Annotated in this window: 23 protein-coding genes; 12 read left to right on the top strand and 11 right to left on the bottom strand. The window is 42.8% G+C overall.

What is annotated here, in order from left to right:
- Positions 1 to 39: 39 nt before the first annotated feature.
- Both EO131_RS16180 and EO131_RS16185 read right to left on the bottom strand, forming a co-directional pair.
- On the bottom strand, positions 40 to 894 hold the full coding sequence (locus EO131_RS16180; protein ID WP_127024674.1) for a glycosyltransferase family 2 protein: 855 nt from the start codon (positions 892 to 894) through the stop codon (positions 40 to 42).
- A gap of 235 nt (positions 895 to 1,129) precedes the next feature.
- Complete coding sequence (locus EO131_RS16185) at positions 1,130 to 1,945, bottom strand: 2,3,4,5-tetrahydropyridine-2,6-dicarboxylate N-succinyltransferase (RefSeq protein WP_127024677.1); 816 nt, start codon at positions 1,943 to 1,945, stop codon at positions 1,130 to 1,132.
- A 100-nt stretch (positions 1,946 to 2,045) separates the two neighbouring features.
- On the opposite strand from EO131_RS16185, the gene ruvX reads away from it, so the two are divergent.
- From ruvX to EO131_RS16200, 3 genes are read left to right on the top strand one after another with little or no spacing between them, the layout of a single operon-like run.
- Complete coding sequence (ruvX, locus tag EO131_RS16190; protein WP_127024680.1) at positions 2,046 to 2,456, top strand: Holliday junction resolvase RuvX; 411 nt, start codon at positions 2,046 to 2,048, stop codon at positions 2,454 to 2,456.
- Positions 2,457 to 2,459: 3 nt separating this feature from the next.
- The gene (gene def / locus EO131_RS16195) at positions 2,460 to 3,050 is read left to right on the top strand and encodes a peptide deformylase (protein WP_127024683.1); all 591 of its coding nucleotides are present in this window, start codon (positions 2,460 to 2,462) and stop codon (positions 3,048 to 3,050) included.
- A gap of 54 nt (positions 3,051 to 3,104) precedes the next feature.
- The gene (locus EO131_RS16200) at positions 3,105 to 3,554 is read left to right on the top strand and encodes a DUF5606 family protein (RefSeq protein ID WP_127024686.1); all 450 of its coding nucleotides are present in this window, start codon (positions 3,105 to 3,107) and stop codon (positions 3,552 to 3,554) included.
- 3 nt (positions 3,555 to 3,557) lie between these two features.
- Here EO131_RS16200 and EO131_RS16205 read toward each other — a convergent pair whose 3' ends face one another.
- Genes EO131_RS16205 through bglX form a run of 3 tightly spaced genes read right to left on the bottom strand, consistent with a single transcriptional unit; the run spans position 3,558 to position 8,053 of the window.
- Positions 3,558 to 5,132 (bottom strand): family 20 glycosylhydrolase, encoded by a 1,575-nt coding sequence (locus EO131_RS16205; RefSeq protein ID WP_127024690.1) that lies wholly within the window; start codon positions 5,130 to 5,132, stop codon positions 3,558 to 3,560.
- 13 nt (positions 5,133 to 5,145) lie between these two features.
- Positions 5,146 to 5,790 (bottom strand): GDSL-type esterase/lipase family protein, encoded by a 645-nt coding sequence (locus tag EO131_RS16210; protein WP_127024693.1) that lies wholly within the window; start codon positions 5,788 to 5,790, stop codon positions 5,146 to 5,148.
- Positions 5,791 to 5,797: 7 nt separating this feature from the next.
- Positions 5,798 to 8,053 (bottom strand): beta-glucosidase BglX, encoded by a 2,256-nt coding sequence (gene bglX / locus EO131_RS16215; protein WP_127024696.1) that lies wholly within the window; start codon positions 8,051 to 8,053, stop codon positions 5,798 to 5,800.
- 106 nt (positions 8,054 to 8,159) lie between these two features.
- On the opposite strand from bglX, the gene mazG reads away from it, so the two are divergent.
- On the top strand, positions 8,160 to 8,933 hold the full coding sequence (gene mazG / locus EO131_RS16220) for a nucleoside triphosphate pyrophosphohydrolase (RefSeq protein WP_127024701.1): 774 nt from the start codon (positions 8,160 to 8,162) through the stop codon (positions 8,931 to 8,933).
- Positions 8,934 to 8,971: 38 nt separating this feature from the next.
- On the opposite strand, the gene EO131_RS16225 is transcribed toward mazG, so the two are convergent.
- A complete protein-coding gene (locus EO131_RS16225; RefSeq protein WP_127024704.1) occupies positions 8,972 to 9,532 on the bottom strand; it encodes a hypothetical protein in 561 nt (186 codons plus the stop codon).
- An 81-nt stretch (positions 9,533 to 9,613) separates the two neighbouring features.
- Positions 9,614 to 10,189, bottom strand: coding sequence for an outer membrane beta-barrel protein (locus EO131_RS16230; protein WP_127024706.1), 576 nt, complete (start codon positions 10,187 to 10,189; stop codon positions 9,614 to 9,616).
- Between the two features lie 256 nt (positions 10,190 to 10,445).
- Between EO131_RS16230 and EO131_RS16235 the strand changes: the two genes are divergently transcribed.
- The 4 genes from EO131_RS16235 to EO131_RS16250 are packed head-to-tail and all read left to right on the top strand — an operon-like array spanning position 10,446 to position 14,302.
- Complete coding sequence (locus EO131_RS16235) at positions 10,446 to 11,813, top strand: MATE family efflux transporter (RefSeq protein ID WP_127024709.1); 1,368 nt, start codon at positions 10,446 to 10,448, stop codon at positions 11,811 to 11,813.
- A gap of 37 nt (positions 11,814 to 11,850) precedes the next feature.
- A complete protein-coding gene (locus EO131_RS16240; RefSeq protein WP_127024712.1) occupies positions 11,851 to 12,078 on the top strand; it encodes a hypothetical protein in 228 nt (75 codons plus the stop codon).
- Positions 12,078 to 12,647 carry a phosphatase PAP2 family protein gene (locus tag EO131_RS16245; RefSeq protein WP_127024715.1) on the top strand — a complete coding sequence of 190 codons (570 nt, stop codon included), beginning with the start codon at positions 12,078 to 12,080 and terminating at the stop codon, positions 12,645 to 12,647. Before EO131_RS16240 ends, EO131_RS16245 begins: the two co-directional genes overlap by 1 nt.
- On the top strand, positions 12,644 to 14,302 hold the full coding sequence (locus tag EO131_RS16250) for an ArnT family glycosyltransferase (protein ID WP_127024718.1): 1,659 nt from the start codon (positions 12,644 to 12,646) through the stop codon (positions 14,300 to 14,302). Before EO131_RS16245 ends, EO131_RS16250 begins: the two co-directional genes overlap by 4 nt.
- On the opposite strand, the gene EO131_RS16255 is transcribed toward EO131_RS16250, so the two are convergent.
- The 3 genes from EO131_RS16255 to meaB are packed head-to-tail and all read right to left on the bottom strand — an operon-like array spanning position 14,290 to position 17,193.
- Positions 14,290 to 15,171 carry a lysylphosphatidylglycerol synthase transmembrane domain-containing protein gene (locus EO131_RS16255; RefSeq protein ID WP_127024721.1) on the bottom strand — a complete coding sequence of 294 codons (882 nt, stop codon included), beginning with the start codon at positions 15,169 to 15,171 and terminating at the stop codon, positions 14,290 to 14,292. The two genes, EO131_RS16250 and EO131_RS16255, sit on opposite strands and share 13 nt — an antisense overlap.
- Positions 15,152 to 16,114, bottom strand: coding sequence for a glycosyltransferase family 2 protein (locus tag EO131_RS16260; protein ID WP_127024724.1), 963 nt, complete (start codon positions 16,112 to 16,114; stop codon positions 15,152 to 15,154). Before EO131_RS16260 ends, EO131_RS16255 begins: the two co-directional genes overlap by 20 nt.
- 35 nt (positions 16,115 to 16,149) lie before the next feature.
- The gene (meaB, locus tag EO131_RS16265; protein WP_127024727.1) at positions 16,150 to 17,193 is read right to left on the bottom strand and encodes a methylmalonyl Co-A mutase-associated GTPase MeaB; all 1,044 of its coding nucleotides are present in this window, start codon (positions 17,191 to 17,193) and stop codon (positions 16,150 to 16,152) included.
- 209 nt (positions 17,194 to 17,402) lie between these two features.
- Between meaB and EO131_RS16270 the strand changes: the two genes are divergently transcribed.
- From EO131_RS16270 to EO131_RS16285, 4 genes are all read left to right on the top strand, one after another.
- A complete protein-coding gene (locus EO131_RS16270) occupies positions 17,403 to 17,828 on the top strand; it encodes an Ohr family peroxiredoxin (protein WP_127024730.1) in 426 nt (141 codons plus the stop codon).
- A 150-nt stretch (positions 17,829 to 17,978) separates the two neighbouring features.
- Positions 17,979 to 18,515, top strand: a complete 537-nt coding sequence (locus EO131_RS16275) for an RNA polymerase sigma factor (RefSeq protein ID WP_127024733.1) — start codon at positions 17,979 to 17,981, stop codon at positions 18,513 to 18,515.
- The gene (locus tag EO131_RS16280) at positions 18,505 to 19,107 is read left to right on the top strand and encodes a hypothetical protein (protein ID WP_127024736.1); all 603 of its coding nucleotides are present in this window, start codon (positions 18,505 to 18,507) and stop codon (positions 19,105 to 19,107) included. The genes EO131_RS16275 and EO131_RS16280 overlap by 11 nt, the downstream gene beginning before the upstream one ends.
- The gene (locus EO131_RS16285; protein WP_127024739.1) at positions 19,079 to 20,518 is read left to right on the top strand and encodes a hypothetical protein; all 1,440 of its coding nucleotides are present in this window, start codon (positions 19,079 to 19,081) and stop codon (positions 20,516 to 20,518) included. The genes EO131_RS16280 and EO131_RS16285 overlap by 29 nt, the downstream gene beginning before the upstream one ends.
- 107 nt (positions 20,519 to 20,625) lie before the next feature.
- Here the strand turns inward: EO131_RS16285 and msrA are convergent, their stop codons facing one another.
- Positions 20,626 to 21,318, bottom strand: a complete 693-nt coding sequence (gene msrA / locus EO131_RS16290) for a peptide-methionine (S)-S-oxide reductase MsrA (RefSeq protein ID WP_127024742.1) — start codon at positions 21,316 to 21,318, stop codon at positions 20,626 to 20,628.
- Between the last annotated feature and the right edge of the window lie 36 nt (positions 21,319 to 21,354).

Here is a 21,354-nt window from a genome sequence, read left to right on the forward strand (position 1 = left end):
TTTAGGGAGGAAGTGGTTGCCTGTTTTAGAAAAGCAGATTTATTGGGAAACCAAAGTTTTCTTATCGCCACTGAGCAATCTTTTGGATTTTGAATATCCTTTGAAATTGATGGCTTTTTTGAACTGTTGTTCCAAAAAGTACAAGTGTTGGTATCGAACAGCGACACTCAAGGCGTTCAAATAACAAACTGAAACACCCTTTTTTAAGTCCAAGAATCCCAGACGAATGATATAATTATGGAAAAATTTCCAAGCTGGTTTAATGGCTAATTTGAGATAGTTGAAACTTTTTCCATTAATGAATTCCTGTTGGGCCTTTAATTGCCCGTAGCTAACCATTTTGCTTTTGTAGTCCTGATAATTCTTGAAACAATAGTGGGTCAGTCTCTCTTTGAAAATGCCAGAGGTACCCTGAACCTCCAATGTCTCGTGCACCAATTTATGTTTGGCAAATCGAACTCTGCTTTTGCGGAACAATCGATGGTTTTTATCGGTTTGCCAGCCACTGAAATGTAGCGGTTGGTTTTGGTACATGAACTTTCTGTAAAACCAGTACGCTTCATGTGCAAATGGATTGTTTATTGTTGCCAGAATCTCTTTTTGGAGCATTTCGCTCACCACTTCATCGGCATCCAGAAAAAGCACCCAATCATGGTTGGCCTGTGCCAGGGTAAAGGATTTTTGTGCTGTAAAATTTTCGAACGGATGTTGGATTACCTGAACTTTTGGGTGATTCTTAAGATATTCGAAGGTGCCATCAGTACTGAAAGAGTCCACTACAATAATTTCATCGGCAAAGGTGATGGAATCAATGCATCGCTCAATGTAACCCATTTCGTTGTAGGTGATGATGAGTGCTGATAATTTTTGCTTTGGGGTGCTCAATTCAGCCATATTTTTTTGGTATCGTGTTTACTCTGGCATTTATTATAACATCAAAAAGGGTTGAAAATTGTTCTGAGGCCTATATTTCTTATAACAATCCAAACCTTAAATTCCCTACCCGATTCGTGTTAAATTCCAATAATCGTATTGGTATGTACCCACTAGAGTACAAAAATAAAATAGGGTTGCTTCATTTTAACAAAAAAAGTAACCCTATTCTTACAATAGTATAATAAACGAAAATTTAAACCGCTACATTGTGTTCCCTAAGTGCATTGTTCAGTGAAGTTTTTTTATCGGTACTTTCCTTTCTCTTACCAATGATCAAGGCACATGGTACCTGATATTCCCCTGCAGGAAACTTTTTGGTATAGCTGCCAGGGATTACAACAGATCGAGCGGGTACCCTTCCTTTAAGTTCTATAGGTTCGTCTCCGGTAACGTCGATAATTTTGGTTGAAGCGGTCAATACCACATTGGCACCCAAAACCGCTTCTTTTTCGACACGAACGCCTTCCACAACGATACATCGTGAACCGATAAAGGCATTGTCTTCGATGATTACGGGCGCAGCTTGCAAGGGTTCCAAGACGCCACCAATACCCACACCACCACTTAAGTGCACATTTTTTCCGATCTGTGCGCAACTACCAACCGTTGCCCATGTGTCCACCATGGTACCTTCATCCACATAAGCGCCAATGTTCACGTAACTCGGCATCAAAATCGTGCCACTGGATATGTAGGCTCCATGACGTGCAACCGCGTGGGGCACTACCCGCACTCCCTTCTCCTTATAGCCCTTTTTTAAGGGAATTTTATCGTGATATTCAAAAATTCCAGCTTCCAAAACCTCCATTTTTTGGATCGGGAAGTATAGTACCACTGCTTTTTTTACCCATTCGTTGATCTGCCATCCATCACCTTTGGGTTCGGCACAGCGAAGTTCACCCATATCTATCAATTCGATCACTTCGCGGATGGCCACTTGGGTCCGTTCTTCTTCCAGGAGGGCTCTGTTGTCCCACGCTTCTTCTATCAGCGTCCTTAAATTGGTCATTTTTCTTAAATTTTGCACAAAGATACGCCCCCCTTCAGAATATTGACTGCCAATTTTAAGGCTATAACATTTTTAGGGTTATTTTTGCCAAAAAAATTTCTTGGCTAGAATTTTGGCGTTGGATTATGGAACAGTAAGAACCGGAATCGCAGTAACCGATGAGTTGCAGTTGATTGCTTCCGGACTTACCACGGTGGAGACCAAGGAGCTCATCCCTTTCCTTGATAATTATTTGAAAAAGGAATCGGTGGAACGCATTGTGGTGGGCCTACCGAAACAAATGGACAACACCGCATCCGAATCGGAGGAGTCAATCCAGGAGTTTTTGAAAAAGTTGGAGGCCAAGTTTCCTTCCATGCCATTGGAACGACAGGATGAACGCTTTACCTCCAAGATGGCATTTCAATCCATGTTGGACAGTGGCATGAAAAAGAAAAAGCGAAGGGACAAGGCCTTGGTGGACGAAATTAGTGCCACCTTGATTTTACAGGCATATTTAAATAGAATTTGATTTATGATTTTACCCATAGTGGCGTACGGTGACCCCGTATTGCGGAAAGTGGCAAAGGATATTGGAACGGATTACCCCAAGTTGAACGAATTGTTGGAAAATATGTGGGAGACCATGTACAATGCCCATGGTGTTGGTTTGGCGGCTCCGCAAGTTGGCCTGCCCATTCGGGTTTTCGTGATCGACACCACTCCGTTTTCGGATGATGATGACCTAACCGAGGCCGAACAAAAGGCGTTGAACGGTTTTAAAAAAGTATTCATCAATGCCAAGATAGAGGAGGAGAGTGGAAAAGAATGGGAATTCAATGAAGGATGCCTTAGTATTCCCGATATTAGGGAGGATGTAAAACGCAAGCCGGAAATTACCATTAGCTATGTGGATGAACACTTCAAGCCCCATAAGGAAACCTATGACGGGCTTTTGGCACGGGTAATTCAGCATGAATACGACCATATCGAAGGCGTTTTGTTCACCGATAAATTGTCGTCCCTAAAAAAACGGTTGCTGAAAAGCCGTTTGGAGAAAATTTCCAAGGGAAAAATTGACGTGGATTACCGAATGCGTTTCCCGAATGTCAAAAAAGGGCGTTAAAAAAATCGCGGTTTCCTAGAAAAACATATTTTTGCGCGCATAAATTGATATTGCATGGCACTTGACAAGATTTTATCCATTGGAGGTAAACCTGGACTTTACAAATTATTGACCCAGACCCGAAGTGGTTTTGTGGGCGAATCCCTTTTGGATGGCAAGCGGGTAACCGTTGGTATCCGAAGCAATGTAAGCGTATTGTCCGAGATTGCCATTTATACCTTGGAGGAAGAAATGCCGCTCCGAGAAGTGTTCCAAAAAATCAAGGAAAAGGAAGATGGCAATAAGACTTCCATTAGCCACAAGGCCGAAAAAATAGAATTGGAAGAATATTTCTTCGAAGTATTGCCGAATTATGATGAGGATAGGGTGTATGCCAGTGATATCAAAAAAATCATCCAGTGGTACAACATTCTTGTGGACAATAATATCACTGAATTTGTTGAGGTAGAAGTAAAAGAAGAAGAGGCACCAGCTGCCGCCGATGCCTCTATTGAGGAAGAATAATTCTTAATCCTTTTTCCAGTCGATCAATTTACTTGGGTAATAATTGATGTTCATTTTCTCCAGATAGGCAGCCTGTTTGGCCAACCTTTCTTTATAGTCTTCCCAATTCAAATGCTCGGTAGGGGACCAGCCCAGTTCGGCATAGCCAATTAATCTAGGGAACGCCAAGTATTCCAGTTCTGCAATGTTACTAATGGTTTCTGACCAAAGTGGGGCTTCAATGCCCAAAATACTTTCCTTCGGTAAATTCTCCACTATGGTTTCGGGATCCCAATTGTATCCCACGTCAACAGGAATATAGGAGGCCCAATGTAATCCAAACTTGGTTAGGGAGTCGTATTGCATGTCCAAGTAGGCTTTGTGTGCAGGCGACATGATTATTTTTGAGCCGTTAGCTGCCGCATTTTCCGCATCCTTTGGATTGCTCCAAAGTTGGGCAATGGTAGATGGGTCAATTTTAGCCTGGGCAATTTCGTTCCATCCAACCATTCGCTTGCCGTGTTTTTGGACTATTTTTTCCACTTTTTCAATGAACAGTATGTAATCACTTTTTTTGGTCACATGGCTTTCGTCCCCTCCAATATGGAAATAAGGGCCCGGAGACATCGCGGCAATTTCACCGATTACATCATCCAAAAAGCTGTACACCGTATCTTTTTGCGCATCAAAGGTGCTGAATCCTACTTGAGTTCCGGTGTACGGTTCTACTTTTTTTCCATTTCCATTCAAAAATGGATAGCTTACCGAAGCTGCATTGGTATGGCCGGGCATATCAATTTCCGGAACAATGGTGATGTGGTGTTTTGCCGCGTAGGCAACCAAATCCTTATAATCCTCTTGGGTATAAAAACCGCCCTCACCACCACCAACTTCGGTAGCCCCACCAACTTCGGTGAGTTTTGGCCAGGATTTGATCTCGATGCGCCATCCTTGGTCATCGGAAAGGTGAAGATGTAAGGTATTCATTTTGTAGTAGGCCATGGCATCGATATATTTTTTAACCTCGTCCACGGAAAAGAAATGGCGTGAAACATCGAGCATGCTACCGCGATAGGCATATTTTGGAGCATCCATGATCTTACCTGATGGAATCACCCAAAGCGGATGGTCTGTCAAGGTATCGTTGCTTTGTTCGGGAATCAATTGTCGTAGGGTCTGGATTCCCCGAAATGCGCCTTCGGCTGTTTTGGCGTTCAGTAAAATGGAGTCCTTTTTAATGTACAATTGATAGGATTCCGGGGTGGCCAAATCGGTGCTGTCGGATTGGTTGATAAAGATCAACCGTTCCACAGTAGCATCCGAAGTATTGTTCACAGCAAGATCCAAACCGGTTTTGCCCTTTATTTTCTCGGACAAAAATTGCCCCACTGCTTCAAAAGCTGGGTCATTGGTCGACGTATAGATGGCTGTTTGTGCATCCAAACCAAAAGCACTTTGGGTAGCAATGGTTTTAACGGGTTTCGGAATCAGGGGTGCCGCCACCAAATCCGTTTTCGGATAATTGATTTCTTTTTTTTGGGGCTGGCAAGCTGCCAAAGCGATGATGGCAACAAATACGAATAGGGTTCTGTAAATCACGGTTGTTTAATTTTTATTGTACATAATCTTTAATGACATCGTACCAGATGTCATATCCTTTTTTGTTCATGTGAAGGCCATCTTCCACAAAGATATCCTGTTTTACCTTGCGCTTGTCCAGCATGGGGTACCAAACATCCACAAAATCGATGCCTTCGGTTTCGTGGGCCAATTTTTCCAATTTACGGTTCAAACGACGGTATTTTCCGCGAAATTTCCATCGGGAAATACTTGGTTTGGCAGATATCAGGACAATTTCCATTCCAGGGCTTTTTTGCTGTAATTGCCCCAGAATTTTTTGGGCCGTTTTCAAGATATTTCGGGGTCGTTTTTTGGAAAAAATGTCGTTGTCACCTTCATAGATGAACACTTTTACCGGTCTGTAATCCAATATCAACTCATCCAGATAAAGAGCAAGGTCGGAAAATTGGGAGCCCCCAAACCCCGTGTTCAATACTTGTTGCCTCGGAAAGCGTTCTTGGATATCTTTCCAAAACCGAATGCTGGAACTTCCGGTGAAAACGATGGTTTCCTTGCTTTGGTCCCAAATGGACCGGGTGTGTTGTTCAATTTCCTTCACTTCTTTTGCAAAGGGAAGTTGTTCCTGTGCACAAAGTGTGCCCAAGCCAATAAGAAAAATCAGAAAATATCGAATCATTTTTACATCAATTTAGGGTAAAACTGCCCTGCAGACCCAACTGGGAATTGGTGCCCACCATTATGTCAAAGGTACCCGATTCCACAACAAACTCATAGGCATTGTTATAAAATCCCAATTCCTTGTCGGTTAGATTGAACTGGACCTTTTGGGATGCTTTGGGAGCCAGATTGATTTTTTGGAAGCCTTTCAATTCTTTGACCGGTCTCACTATACTGGCCACCTTGTCGTGGATGTATAATTGGACCACTTCTTCACCTTCCCTTTCCCCCATATTGGTTACGGTGACCTCAACCTTTATGTTGTTTTTGTCACTGGTGTCAATTTTAAGGTCGGAATAGGCAAAGGTAGTATAGCTTAGACCATATCCAAATGGGAACAGGGGTTCATTCTTTTCATCACTGTAATGGGACCAAAACACATTGGGTTGGGGATTTGGTCTACCAGTACTGTTGTGATTGTAATAAATGGGAACCTGTCCTACGCTACGGGGAAAGGTCATAGGGAGTTTACCGCTGGGATTGTAATCCCCGAAAACTACTTGGGCTATGGCGTTCCCGGTTTGTGTGCCCAATTGCCACGTTTCCAAAATGGCCGGTATGTTTTCGGCTTCCCATTCTAGGGTCAGCGGCCTTCCGTTCATAAGCACCAAAACTGCATTTTTGTTTACTTTGTAAACTTCTTGCAATAGTTTTAATTGAAGCCCCGGCAATCCCAATTTGGTACGACTTCGTCCTTCGCCACTTTGAAAACCGTGTTCGCCCAGTACAATCAATACAACATCGGATTCCTTGGCCAAAGCCACGGCCTCATCCATCCCTGTCTCGTCTGATTCGTTGATTTTTACGTGGTTCAGAAAACTGGCTTCCGGGTCAAATACTTTTGGTCCTCTGGCATAGGTTATGTTGGAAGAAAACTTTTTTAAGCCTTCCAATACAGAAACTGCCGTGTTGTTGTCCGATCCCAAACGCCAACTGCCCAATGGACTGTTATTGTCATTTGCCAATTCCCCAATGACTGCGATTTTGGGTTGGTTCTTTTTGATGGGTAACAAATTGCCCTCATTTTTGAGCAGTACGATGGATTTTTTGGCCATATCCAGGACACCGGCATGGTGTTCCTTGTGGTTCAAACGTTCCTTTTCACGTTGTGCGTTGCAATAGCGATAAGGGTCATCAAAGAGGCCTAGCTCATATTTGACGGTCAAAATACGGCGTACAGCATCATCAATGTGGCTTTCGCTAACCTTTCCCGCTTTAACTTTATCCGCCAAATGGGTCACATAAGCGGTGGCTTCCATATCCATATCGGAACCAGCATTTGCTGCAATTTCGGCCGCTTGGGCCAAATTTTCCGCAAATCCATGAGGCACCAACTCACCAATCGAGGCCCAATCCGAAATCACGAAGCCATCAAAGCCCCATTTTTCTTTTAAAATATCCCGTTGTAAATAGCTATCACCAGTAACCGGAACCCCATTGAGCACATTGAATCCATTCATAACTGTTTTTACATCGGCATCCACTGCTGCCTTAAACGGTGGGAGTACTGTGTTGAACAGTGTAGAGGTACCAAAATCTGCAGTATTGTAATCCCGTCCTGCTTCTGCGAAGCCGTATCCGGCAAAATGCTTGGCACAGGCTGCAATGGTATTGTTGCTGGTCAAATCATCACCCTGAAAACCCTTTACACGGGCCTTAGCGATTTGCATTCCGAGGTAGGTGTCCTCACCCGCTCCTTCCATGACCCTTCCCCAGCGTGCATCGCGGGATATATCGACCATGGGGGCAAACGTCCAGTTGATACCCACAGCTGCAGCTTCGTCGGCGGCAATTTGGGCCGATCTTTTTATGGCATCCAAATCCCAACTGGCGGCTTCCGCCAAGGGAATGGGGGCAACGGTCTTGTATCCATGGATTACATCAAATCCAAAAATTAAAGGAATGCCCAATCTTGATTCCTCAACCACCAGTTTTTGAAGTTTCCGAACATTTTCCACTCCGGTAACGTTGAGCATGGAACCTACCCAGCCTTTTTTCAAATGTTCGTATTTAATGGCTGCATTTCCTTCTTCAGGAACAGGTCCCGTAACATCCCAAAAACCGTTGTACTGATTCATTTGACCCACTTTTTCCTCAAGGGTCATCAAGTTTAACAAGGAGTCCACCTTTTGGGTAATGGTTTTGTTTTGGGCCATGTTAGGTATGCTATACAATGCAAAATAGGCAAGAAATACCAACGAATGCTTTAAACGAGGTTTCATATTAGCTTTTGGTGTTAAAAAGTTGGTTGTAAGTCTTCTAAATTAAGCCAAAATTCCCTCATGCCCTAATAAGTGATCTTCGTACTTTTGAACAAAATAAAATTCGATGAATACCCGATCAGAACAATTGGCCGCTTTCGATAGGTTGTTAACCATTATGGATGAGCTCCGTGCACAGTGCCCATGGGATAAAAAGCAGACCATCCAAACACTCCGTCATCTTACTATTGAGGAAACCTATGAATTGGGCGATGCCATTTTGGACAATGATCTGGATGAGGTGAAAAAGGAACTCGGCGATTTGCTGCTCCATATTGTCTTTTATGCCAAAATAGGTTCCGAGACCCAAGATTTTGACATTGCCGATGTGGCCAATGGGATTTGCGAAAAACTCATCAACAGGCATCCCCATATTTATGGTGACGTAAAAGTCGAGAATGAGGAGGAAGTGAAGCAGAATTGGGAAAACATCAAACTGAAGGAAGGCAAAAAAAGTGTACTGGAGGGAGTGCCCAACAGTTTGCCGGCCTTGGTGAAGGCCAACCGAATACAGGAAAAAGTAGCCGGAGTGGGGTTTGATTGGGAGCATCCGGAACAGGTATTTGAAAAATTAAAAGAGGAACTGGGGGAGCTACAAGATGAGGTGAAGCACCAAAATGCCGATAAAATGGAGTCTGAATTTGGCGATGTGTTGTTTTCGATGGTGAATTATGCCCGTTTTCTCAAGATCAATCCGGAAAACGCTTTGGAACGCACCAATAAAAAATTTATCGGAAGGTTTCAGTATTTGGAAAAAAAGGCAAAAGAGTTGGGCATGAGCCTTAAGGAAATGACCTTGGCTGAGATGGATGTTTTTTGGGAAGAGGCCAAAATGCAATAAATTAATTCTTATTCATGAGATATTGTTCATTTGATTTTTTAGAGGTGTTCATTTATGCAATTGGCTCCTTTGTAAATAGCTTTTATTTTTTTCTTACTTCTTTTATTTTTGGCGGATATGTCAACAAATTCCATCGCATCTGTGTCAGGTATTCTTATAATTTCAATTTTTGATTCTGCCAGTTTTTTTAGCTCCTCATTTGTCAAAATGAAAGCAAATGAATAGACTGTATATTTTTTTGCATTTGATATTACTATTCCACTTCCAAAACCACCATATAGATTAGTGGAAGAATTCTGTTCTTCAATTTTAGGAAGTGATTTCCGTATGGTTTTTAAAGCAAGTTTGGTTCCATTTTCTAGCTTAATTTGAATTTCAGTTTTTTCTTCAAACTCCTTGTTTCTTTCTCCCCAATAATTAAATAATATTTCAAAGAAAATTCTCTCTCCTTTCTTTTGAAAGAAGACGGTTTGATAATCATAATTATAGGAAACCGTTTCCTGATTAGTAAAAGGGTCTTCTTCTACCGTACATTCTTGTGCTTTTACTGCTAAAAATGTTAGGAAGATTAATAGAAAGAAGAATGTTGGTTTGTTCATTCAAATTTGGTTTTAAGTTAAGATAGATTGCAGGCCTTACTATTATTAGGGATTTTTAAATTGGCTAGATGGGTCAACTTTTCAAAATCTGTATCCCAATCCAAATTTCAGTCGATTTATATTAAAACCGTTTTTCTCTTCCAATAGGAAATCGTCAACATATGATCTCATAAATTGAAAAGTTCCTTGAATGAAGAAATTCTTAAAAATGTGATAAGCTCCACCAAAATTTATATTAAATCCTCCAATATTATCCTTTTCAGTATTAGAAACCACTGAACCTGATTGTCCGAAAATGGATTTGGTTATAAAAAAACTTTGCAAAGAATACCCAACTCCTAATGAGGACAATAATGTTTTGGACGAATTCAATGGTACTTCCCCGAATAAATTAAAATGATGGGATGTAAATGACTCTTTTTTATTTTCAAAGGTTACGTCACCTGTCAATAAATCAATGGAATATGATGTTCCAATGCTGAATGATTCCGTATCCCAAAACCTATACTTTATCCTTGAATTTATAATTCCAGTTAATCCAGATGAATTCCCATCTGACAACTCTAATGGATAACTAATCTCTAGGCTAAAATTCTTTTTTTGGGAAAAAGTGTTGGTAGATGCGATGAGAAAAGCCAGAATGATAGTTTTGTTCATCTTTTAATATTTGATAAAGTTCACGTTACAGATTATATAAATGCTTGTCTCTCAAATTATGGGTGAAGGTTAGGAAATTTAGCATAAATCTTGTACCCGAATTGATGGATGTAGGTTATGGATTGATGTATACAGATGTACTTGAATACTTATTTCGGTTTTGGTTGCATTTGCAGCGAACAAAAGTGAATTTCTTTTTTGGGACTGTTCGCAAAATTTAGAATCCATCTATCTTTGTCGTTTTTAAATTGCCGTTTTGTTTCAACAGTACACCAAAGAGTTTGCCTATAATTTAAAATTGTCCTATCCCGTCATTTTGGGGATGTTGGGACATACCTTTGTGGCTTTTGCCGACAACATTATGGTGGGGCAATTGGGAACTGCCGAACTTGCAGCGGTATCGTTGGGCAACAGCTTTGTGTTCATTGCCATGTCGTTGGGTATTGGTTTTTCAACGGCCATAACACCGTTGGTGGCCGAGGCAGATGGCGCTGGGGACCAAGCTGCTGGCAAAAAGGCCTTGAAACATGGTTTGGTGTTGTGTACCCTATTGGGATTGTCCCTTTTCGGGATCATATTGCTCAGTAGACCTTTGATGTACCACATGGAACAGCCGCCCGAGGTGGTGGAATTGGCAATGCCCTATTTGGAGTTGGTGGCCTTCTCCTTGGTGCCCTTGATCATTTTTCAGGCATTCAAACAATTTTCCGAAGGACTTTCCCAGACCAAATACCCCATGTATGCCACTATTTTGGCCAATGTGGTGAACATTACGCTGAATTACCTGTTCATTTTCGGTTCTTTTGGATTTCCAAAACTGGGCATTGTGGGTGCAGCGATCGGTACCTTGGCCTCGCGGGCAATCATGGTACTTTATATTTGGTATTTGCTGAAGCGAAAAGATAAGTTTAAACCGTACGTGACCCATTTCAATTTTAGGACCATTGAGGAAAAGATGATCAAAAAGATCATCAGCCTTGGTTTCCCATCCGCACTGCAAATGTTTTTTGAAGTGGCCATTTTTACAGCGGCCATTTGGTTGAGCGGCGTGTTGGGCAAAAATGCCCAGGCGGCCAACCAGATTGCCCTCAACCTGAGCAGTATGACCTTTATGGTGGGTATGGGACTCAGTGTAGCGGCCATGGTACGGGTCGGTAATCAAAAAGGGTTGCAAAATTTCAGGGAATTGAAACGAATTGCCGAATCCATTTTCTTTTTGACCTTTTTGTTGGAGGTGGTCTTTGCCCTTCTCTTTTTAGTGGGGCGCTATTGGTTTCCTACCATTTATTTGGATGTGGACGACATTGTTAACCAGGCAGATAATACCGAAGTGATACTAATTGCGGCCAAACTGTTGTTGGTGGCTGCCTTTTTTCAGATTTCCGATGGCCTTCAGGTAGTGGTATTGGGTGCCCTACGCGGCTTACAGGATGTTAAAGTGCCCACGTTGATTACCTTTGTGGCGTATTGGCTCATTGGTTTTCCCACCAGTTTTTATTTGGGACTGTACACCGATTTGGCCAGCACTGGAATTTGGATCGGGCTGCTTTCGGGGTTAACAGCATCTGCGGTAATGTTGTATCTTCGATTCCGGTTTTTGACCCAAAAATTGATCACTCAATAATCAGCATTCCAAATTTTGGAACAGAATTAAGGAACATATGGAACTACCTAAATTTTTATTGGCGGACAACACGGATTATCCCGAGGCCATTTTTATTGTCCATACCGAATTTCCACGCTTCATCATCAATCTCGAAAATGATGAGGTGGAATGGCTGGAAGAATTTTCCAAAGAGGATGAGACCGATTTAATGGAAGAAACAGAAAGCTTGATAGAAGCCGCCACGGCATTTTACGATCGCGAAGTCTCAAGATACGATGCCTAATGTTGGATCAACTCCTACAACTGGATAAAGAACTTTTTCTCTTCCTGAATGGGATCGGGACCGAAACCTGGGACGGTTTTTGGATGTTCATGACCACTACCCGCAATTCGGCACCACTTTATCTGTTGCTATTATACCTCACCTATCGCCATTTTGGTTGGAAAAAGACTGGAATTGTATTGGTCGCCATCGCTTTACTGATTACCTGCACCGATCAATTGTCCAACTTTTTTAAATATGGGGTTGGCCGTTTACGACCATGTCATGATCCCGAAGTGAGTGGGGTCATGCGTTTGGTGAAAAGCTATTGTGGTGGACAGTTCGGCTATTTTTCGGCCCATGCTGCCAATTCCTTTGGTCCGGCCATTTTTTTTACGGTCCTATTTCGAAATAAGGTGAAATACATCTCCCTTATACTTATTATTTGGGCTTGCCTTGTGGCGTACAGTAGAATTTACATCGGCGTGCATTATCCCTTGGACGTGTTCACGGGTGCTTTGGTGGGGTCGCTCTTTGGGTGGTTGTTTGCCAAGTTGGCTATATTTGCTTTTCAAAAAATAGGAACATGATTTCTACTGCCAGATACTGGTTTTTTATTTGCCTGATTGTTCTGGTGTACATCATGGGCATGTTTGTAACCCTGTTTGAAAACGATTCCGCCCAATTTGCCGTGATGGCCATGCGGATGGTGCAGGAGAATGATTTCCTCAGCCTTTTCAAAGGCCCCGAGGAATATCTGGACAAGCCCCACATGCATTATTGGCTGGCGGCGATTTCCTATAAAATTTTTGGCATTCACGATTGGGCCTACCGAATTCCTGGAATTTTGGCCACATTATTGGGGGCATACAGTTGTTTTGGCCTCGGAAAATTGCTCTACAATAAAGAGGTGGGTCGATATGCTTCATTGATTTTTATGACAGCCCAGACCATTGTACTGGCCAATATCGATGTCCGCACCGATGCCGTGTTGACTGGCTTTGCTATTTTCGCTATTTGGCAATTGGTAGCGTTTATTGAAAAGGATTCACTTAAGAATATTGCTCTGGGCGCTTTTGGTGCCGGAATGGCTTTTTCCACTAAAGGGCAAATTGCTTTGGTAGTGATTGGGGTGTCGTTGTTATGCCATTTAGCCTATACCCGAAAATGGCAACGATTGCTCAGTTGGAAATTGTTCGTGGCCCTATTGGTCTTTGCCATAACAATTTCACCCATGCTGTACGCCTATTACCATCAATTTGATTTGCATCCAGAAAAAGTGATTCGTGGGAAAGATCACCGAAGTGGCATCTTCTTTATTTTTTGGGAGCAGAGTTTTGAGCGGATGAGTGGGGAAGGTGTAGGGAAGAACAGTAGCGATTTCTTTTTCTTCTTTCATACTTTTTTGTGGGTGTTTTTACCTTGGACGGTTTTGGCTTTGATAGGGTATTGGAACCAACTGAAGATATTTTGGCAAGCCAAATTTGCCTACAAACCCAACCTGGAGTTTTTGACTTTGGGCGGGATTTCCATCCTGTTTCTACTTATCAGTTTTGCGCAGTTCAAACTGCCACATTACATGAATATTTTAATGCCTTTGTACGCCATTCTATCGGCTGCTTTCCTTTATACATTGCACCAGCAGGAAAAATTGAAAATGGCCAAGGTAATCTTGGGCTTTCAATATTTTATATTGGGTCTGGTGATGATGTTTGCAGTGTTGGTCAGTTTTTATGTGTTTCCGTTGGGACATTGGTATGGTTATGCGCTTTTGATTGCGGCTTTGTTGTTGGTGCTCTATTTCATCATGAAAAAGGATGCGACCTACGCTAAAATTGCCACTGTGGCCGTCCTCAGCTCTGTGTTGCTGAATGGGGTGATGAATACCCAATTCTACCCAAAACTGCTCGAATACCAAGGCGGTTCCTCGATGGCGGAAAAGGTGAAGGAAAATAATATTCCTGTGGATAATATCTACAAAATCACCACAAGGCATACTTGGGCTTTGGATTTTTACAACCAAAATCCCGTAAATATCATTTCAGTAAACGATTTGAAGGCCAAAAACGATGTTTGGGTATATGCAGATGATCAAGAATTGGAGCAATTACAGAAAAATGGCATTGTTTGGACCGACCAGATTACAGTAGATCAGTTCCGAATCACACGACTTCAGATCAAATTTTTGAATCCGGATACCCGTCAGGATAAACTGAACCAAATGCATCTGGTTCATTTGGAATGATCCACGGATTCCAAATCGGGCTTTTTGAAATGGTACCAAATCCCAAAGAAGGAGGTGAGCGCTGTGATCATAAAGAATGTAAAACTGATACTGATGGAGAAGTTTTCATTCAATCCCAACCACTCAGCACCATATAAAAAAGTGACTTCCCGACTTCCGATGCCCCCGATGGTCAATGGAATGACCGATACAATGGAGGATACCAAGAATACAAACAAATATTCCAAGGTGTCAAGCTCAATGGAAAGCGCGTTCAAAATAAAAAGCACACAGCCCAATTGGGCCAATTGTACCAGGGCCGAATACCCAAACGATTGCCAAAAAACCGGTAGGACAGTGGGGAAAAACATTTTGTTCACAAACCAAAACACGATCGCGCTCAATGGGATGGCAGCTAAGAACAACCAAAAGAAGGGCTGGAGAAAACTGTTTTCGGACAATAAGGCCAGGCCACAGGCATACATAAATAACAACAACATGCCACTTAAACGATCCAACAGCAGACTGGAAACCACTTTTTTGGTACCGGGCTGATAGGCTTTTTGCACCACATACCCTTTGTAGGCATCTCCTCCAATGCCACCGGGCAGAAACAAATTATAGAACATGCCGAGCAGATATAGTCTTAGGTTGCTCAAATGGGAAAGCTTGGCCCCGATTTGATGAAAATAACCGTTCAATCGAAAGGCGGCAATTAGTTTTGAGAGTACAAAAAACAACAAGGCTAGGAAAAGATAAAGAGGGTCACTTTTCTTCAGCGTTTCCCAAACATCTTTAAAATCAATTTTGGTGAAAATAAAATAGATCAGTGCGGCACTGATTATGATTTTTAAGGCCGTGATGGCCTTTTTACGCCCCTTTTCCGTCACCTACAGTTATTTTTTTGATGCGATAAGGGCGTTTCTGCTGGGATTCGTAGTAGGTCCTGATCAGCAGTTCCATCACAATCCCAATGGTGAACAATTGGATACCGCCCAAGATGAACATCACCCCAAAAATCAATAAGGGCCGTGTTCCAATGTCCTGACCGAATCCAAGTTTTACAATAAGCAGATAAATGTTGATGAAAATACCCAGGATGACCAACAAGACCCCGAAGATGCCGAACAGATGGATAGGTCGTTGAAAGTATTTACGGATGAAGAGCAACAACATCATGTCGGCTACCACCTTGAAAACCCGTTCCAAACCATATTTGGAGACCCCGGCATGGCGGGCATGGTGTTTTACGGGTACCTGCTTGATCTGGGCGCCTTCCAAATACGCCAATAAATTGATGAATCGGTGCATTTCACCGTAAAGGTTCAATCCCTTGGCAATATCCTTGGTGAACACTTTGAGGGCACATCCATTATCCTTAATGTCCAGTTTGGTAACCCTTCGTACCATAAAGTTGGCAATCTTGGAAGGGATTTTCTTTACAAGGGAGTCCTTTCTTTTCTGTCGGATGCCCGTTACCACATCATACTCACCACTAACTGCATATTCCAACATGTGGGGGATGTCCGAAGGGTCGTTTTGCAGATCTCCGTCCATGGTGATGATGTATTCCCCCTCGGCATAATCCAAACCTGCAGCCAAGGCAAGACTTTGCCCATAATTCTTTTTCAGTTCAATAAGATGGACCTTGTCATCGTCCATAGCCTTGACCTTCTTTCTTGTGGCATCGGTGGAAAAATCGTCGATGTAAACAATCTGGTAGTTGTAGCCCACAAGGCTCTCATGGATTTTTTGGGTCAACAGGACCACGTTGTCCTCTTCGTTGTACAAAGGAACCACAATGGATAAAAGGGAATCGGTGACGGTGCTCATTCAGTATAAAATCTGTGCAAATTTATCGCTTTTATTTAAAGTTCCTTGGTTATGTGCCCCAATAGGATTTTGGCCGCGTAAAAAGGGGATATTTTGCGCTCCTCCACATCGGTTAAAAGTTCCGCTTTGGCCTTCTGGAACGAAGGCCTTTGGTAAAAAAACTGTTTGATATGTTCATCCACGGTTTGAAGGAACCAATTTTTGTTTTGTGTTTTCCTGTTTTCTTCAAAATAGCCATTTTCCTTGTTCTGCCGGACAAATGCTTCCACCATGTGCCAAATCTCCAGAATACCAATGTTTTCGGTAGCAGAGCATTTCATCACCTTGGGCGTCCAGCCATTTGCTTTGGGAGGGTATAAATGCAGTGCCCGTGAAAATTCGGTCACTGCAAGTTTTGCCTTTTCGAGATTGCTGCCATCGGCCTTGTTGATGGCTATGGCATCGGCCATTTCCATGATGCCCCTTTTGATGCCTTGCAGTTCATCACCGGCTCCGGACAGTTTCAGTAGGAGGAAAAAATCCACCATACTGTGGACGGCGATCTCACTTTGGCCGACCCCTACGGTTTCGACCAAGATCACATCATAACCCGCGGCCTCACATAAAATGATACTTTCGCGGGTTTTTTGTGCAACACCGCCCAATGAAGTGCCGGCGGGCGAGGGACGGATAAAGGCATTGGGATCCTTGGATAAGGACTGCATTCTTGTTTTGTCGCCCAAAATGCTGCCCTTGCTCAGGGAACTGCTGGGATCTACCGCCAAAACCGCTACCTTTTTTCCGAGGGAGGTAAGGGTGGTTCCCAAGGTTTCAATAAATGAACTTTTTCCGACTCCCGGCACCCCTGTGATGCCCAGCCGGATGCTGTTGTTAGGTTGTGCCAGGCATTTTTCGATCAGTGCATTCGCCTTTTCAAAATGGGTGGGCTGCGTACTTTCCAGTAGGGTGATGGCCTTGGCCAATAAAGCTTTGTTGCCGTTCACAATACCATCGGCAAGCTCCTCCACGGAAAGTTCCCGCTTACGAAGTGCTTTAATTTTAGAAATGGTGTTGCTGGGTCTGTTTTTTTCTGCTGCCAAGTGAATGTATCCTTCAATTCATCACTAAGGTAAAAAGTTTTTATGGGTTATGGTGAAGAAGCAATGGCGGTAGTACTGTTTTGTCTTGCCTTTTCACATAAATTTAATAGCGGATTTGATGGTGTTCCTAAATCAAATTGGTATTTTCCCATAAATGTTGAGTTGTTTTTGAACAACTGGAACAGACGAACCCTTTAAACAATCACAAGATGAAAACTATTTTTGAAGCCAAAGCTACAAATACGGGAGGTCGTTCGGGCCACGTGGAAAGTGAGGACGGAGTATTGGATTTTCCAATTTCCATGCCTTCTTCCAAAGGAAAGAAAGATCCTAAGTCCACCAATCCGGAAGAACTCTTTGCTGCGGCATATTCCACCTGTTTTGCAGGTGCCTTGGAGGTTATCGCCAAAGAACATGGTGTTACCGATTTGGGCGATTTCAGTGTAACGGCTACGGTTTCCTTCAATACAGAGGATGATGGCGCTTTTTTGGAAGCGACCTTGGATTCTTATTTGCCGACTGTGGACAAGAAGATGGGGGAAAAAATCATCAACGGTGCCCACGAAATCTGTCCGTACAGCAAGGCAACAAGGGACAACATCACGGTTCATTTGAATTTGTTGTTGGACGAATAAAAGGTGTAACTGCTTATAAATGAATCCCGTCGAATTCAATCGGCGGGATTTTTTTGTTAAAAAGCATGAAATTTCACGCTAATTTGCAACGATGCATTTTTTGTATCGTCCTTAAGATGAACAACTAAAAAACCAAGCATAGAACCAAGTGTGTTCCATATCGAACTGGTAGAGCAGTGCAAGGCCAACAATCGACAGGCACAGCTTCAACTGTACCGTCAATATTGTGACGGAATGTTTGCCGTTGCCATGCGCTTTCTAAAAAATGTGGATGATGCAGAGGATGTGCTGCAGGAAGCCTTTATAAAAGCATTCCAACGCATAGACCAGTTTCAGGGAGAGGTAACTTTCGGTGCTTGGTTAAAACGAATAGTGGTAAACGGTAGTATCGATTTCTTGAAGTCGAAACACCAGCGGACCGTTGAGTTGGATGAAACTTACATGCATGTGGCCGATGATGAGGATTGGAACGTGGAACCGGGTATTTCGCTGGACCAAGTGAAAAAGGCCATTGAGGAACTGCCGACCAAATATAAATATGTAGTACAGTTGTTCTTGGTGGAAGGATATGACCATGCGGAAATTTCCGAAATATTGGGCATTACGGAAACTGCCTCACGAACTCGATTGTTGCGGGGCAAAACACAATTAAAGGAAAAACTAAAAGATTTGGCTTATGGCACGTGATCTTAGGGAATTGTTCGAAAAAGAAAGGGAGCAAAAGCGCTTTCAGATGAAAGAAGGGCATGAGGACCGGTTCCTATCCAAGCTGGAAAAGGAGCTGCCCACGAATGCACCCAAAAAGCATAGACCCATTTGGTGGTTGCAGATAGCGGCCTCTGTTGTAGTGGCCGTGGGTCTAGCAATATATTTCATTGCATCGGGAAACGGCAATGAGGTGCCGGATGAAAAAGTGACTCTAGTAGATCGGGACAATCCCAGTGTACAGCCTCAGAGCATTTCTTTGGGCGATTTATCGCCAGACCTTAAAAAAATAGAGACCTATTATACCACAAACATCAACCTGCAACTGTCCGATCTGGAAATTGATCCGGATAACAAGGAGCTAATGGACAGCTATATGGATCGTTTGGCAGAACTGAACAAAGAATACCAACGGTTGAACCAGGAGTTGAATCAAATGGGCCCCAATGATCAAACGATAGGTGCCCTGATAAATAATCTACAGCTTAGGCTGCAGTTGTTGCAAAAACTAAAAACAAAGTTGAATCAATTAAAATCATCAAAAAATGAACAGGAATCGTCTAATATTGTGTAGCGGTGTGCTTACCGTTCTGGTGGCATTCGCTTCACACGCACAGGAAAAGTCCAAGACGTACAAGGAAACCTACGTTGTAAACAAGGACACGGAACTCAACATCAATACCAGCTATGCCGATATTGAATTTGAAACTTGGGACAAGGATCAAGTGGAAATCACAGCTACCATTGAACTTGAAGGTGTGGAGGATGAAGAGGCCAAGGCCTATTTTGAAAAGGATCGTGTAAAAATCATGGGCAACAGCCGGGAAATCGAGATCAGTACCGAAGGTGCAGGACCGTATGTCTACGAATTTAAAGGAATCGATTTTGAAGTGCCCGAAGTTCCCTCGGTGGCAGAAATCATGGCCAATGTGGAGGTGTTGGAGTTTCCCGAAATTGCTGTACTTCCCGAAATTGCAGAGATGTCGGCGATGCCGCCCATGCCTCCAATTCCCATGATTGATTTTGATTACGATGCCTATAAAAAGGACAGCGAAAAGTACATGAAGGAATGGAAGAAGAAATTCGACAAGTCCTTTGATAAAGAGTATAAAAAGCAGTTTGAGGAATGGGGCAAGCACATGGAAGAAATGGCCAAAGAGCGTGAAGAGCGCAGGGCAGAGCTACGAAAGGAAAGAGAGGAGATGCAGAAGGAGCGTGAGGAAATGCGCAAAGAAATGAGCGAACAAATTAGAGCCCAGCGAGAAGAACTCCGAAGTCAGCGAGAGGCTGTGAGGCAACAACAACGGGAGGTGCTCAGAGCTGCACGTGTGAGCCCCAATGTATTCTATTTTTCCTCAGACGGAAAAAATAAGGAATACAAGGTGAAGAAGCGCATCAAGATCAAAATGCCCAAGTATTTGAAATTGAACATGAACGTGAGGCACGGAGAGGTCAAATTGGCCGCCAATACCAGAAATATAAATGCAAGCTTGTCCTACGCAAGCTTGCATGCCACTACCATTGACGGTGTTCATACCGATATCCGTGCGGCCTATTCGCCAATTGAGGTACAGCAATGGAACTATGGCACACTAAAAACGGATTATTCCGAAAATGTGCTTCTTAAAGATGTGAAGGAACTGAAGTTGAATTCAGTTTCTTCCAATGTGGTTATTGGAAGGTTAGCGGGCAAGGCTTTGGTGACCAATACCTTTGGCGCACTCAGCATAGATTCGGTGGCCGATGGATTCAATACCATTGACATTACCGTTGAAAATGGGGAATTCAATTGCAAGTTGCCCTCAACAGCCTATGTGATTTCCGTTAACGAGACCACCTCTGGTTTTCAATACCCCAATGCTCTCAAATTGGTGTCCACCACAAACCATGGAACCATTTTGCACAAGGGTTATAACATCAATAAAACCGATGGTAGGTCCATCAAGATCAACTCCAAATACAGTGAGGTGGTGCTTCAAAACTAGCATTGCAACTACTTGCCAGTCCCAAAACACCACCTCCTACTTTTTAGGCCCAACTCTTCTACAGGGCCGAACAACCTCCTAATAATTACTTCACTTGCTAAATCCCTTTAATGGGCATCTTCTTTCAGGAACGATTTGAAGTTTTGTTTGAATCGATTCAATCTGGGAATGGAAACGTTTCTGATATAACTGTTGTTGGGATGCAGTCGTTCATAATCCTGATGATAATCTTCGGCTTTGTAGAAGACATCAAACTTTTTCACTTCGGTTACAATGGGCCTACCGTACACGTTTTCAGCTTCCAACTTGGCCATATAATCCTCAATGATTTTTTTCTCCCGCTCATTTTTATAAAAGGCAATGGAGCGGTATTGGGCTCCTCTATCCGGTCCTTGTCGGTTTAAGGAGGTCGGGTCGTGCGATCCAAAGAACACCTGCACCAATTGTGTGAAGGAAATTACCTTTGGATCATAGAAAACTTCCACCGCCTCTGCATGATGTGTTCTGCCATAGGATACTTCCTCATATGTCGGATTCTTTTCTGTACCACCGGAATAACCGGAATATACTTCCTTAACCCCTTTTACACTTTCAAAGATGGCTTCCACGCACCAAAAACAACCACTGGCAAAATAAGCGGTTTCATATTGCTGTAAATCTTTGGCGCTCGGTTTTTCGATTTTAATGGGCTCGGTTGACTCCTTTTGGGCCAAAACGGTTTCATTGGATTTTACCTCTGGTCGACAACTCGTGGATGCCAACGCCAAAATGGATAATAGAAATAATCTCATGTTGGTCATGTGTTTTCTTTCTTAGTTGGGTTAAGTTACGAATGA

Origin of the sequence: Flagellimonas beolgyonensis, from assembly GCF_003992615.1 — a bacterium.
GTDB classification, from domain to species: domain Bacteria; phylum Bacteroidota; class Bacteroidia; order Flavobacteriales; family Flavobacteriaceae; genus Flagellimonas; species Flagellimonas beolgyonensis.